The organism is Thalassospira sp. UBA1131, from assembly GCF_002311515.1.
In the GTDB taxonomy this organism is placed as follows: Bacteria; Pseudomonadota; Alphaproteobacteria; order Rhodospirillales; family Thalassospiraceae; genus Thalassospira.
On the sequence record NZ_DCAO01000020.1, the window covers coordinates 40,113 to 40,869 of the forward strand.

Consider the following 757-nt stretch of genomic DNA (forward strand, 5'->3'; position numbering starts at 1 on the left):
TCTGGGCGAACAATACGGTGTCGATATTCTGCGCGAACAGGGTTATCCGCTTGTCGAGGCTGGTAAACGAACCGTATTGGCCGACACCGCGCAAAAAACCATTACGATCAATTATGCCTTTGAAACCGGGCCGCAGGCCGATTTTGGCAAGATCACCGTTAATGGGGCAGAGGACGTTGATGCGGACTTCATCGCAGGATACCGCAGCTGGCGGTCAGGCGAGCAATATCATCCCGATCAGGTGCGCACCACACGCCGCGATCTGGCGCAAACCAACCTGTTTGACAGTGTGATTGTCAAGGTTGCCGGTCCGGTAAATGACAATGGCGAAATCCCGGTTGAGATCGAGGTGGTTGAACGCAAAATGCGTTCGATCGGTGGCGGGGTGAATTTCTCGACCGCTGATGGGCCGGGTGCCAACGCGTTCTGGGAACATCGCAATCTGTTTGGTGCGGGTGAACGACTGCGGTTGGGGATCGATGTTTCAAGCCTTGAGCAAGGTCTGTCGGCAGAATTCAAAAAGCCGCAGTTTCTGGAACGGCGTCAGTCCTTTGTGGCCGAGGCCAACGCCAAGAACAACGATACCGACGCTTATAAAGGCTCAACACTTGATAGCTTTGCCGGTATCGAACGTCCGCTTTGGGAAAACTGGACAACCACATTTGGTGTCACTGCGGAATATTCCGACCTGACTGGATCAGACTCCCCGAACGAGGAATTCTATCTTGCCGGCTTGCGGGGCATCTTGCGCCATGAC

Annotated in this window: 1 protein-coding gene; it reads left to right on the forward strand. The window is 54.4% G+C overall.

The annotated features are described in order from the left end of the window. Positions 1 to 757: autotransporter assembly complex protein TamA (locus tag B3Z49_RS02920; RefSeq protein ID WP_296988125.1), on the forward strand; the 757-nt coding region annotated here is incomplete at both ends.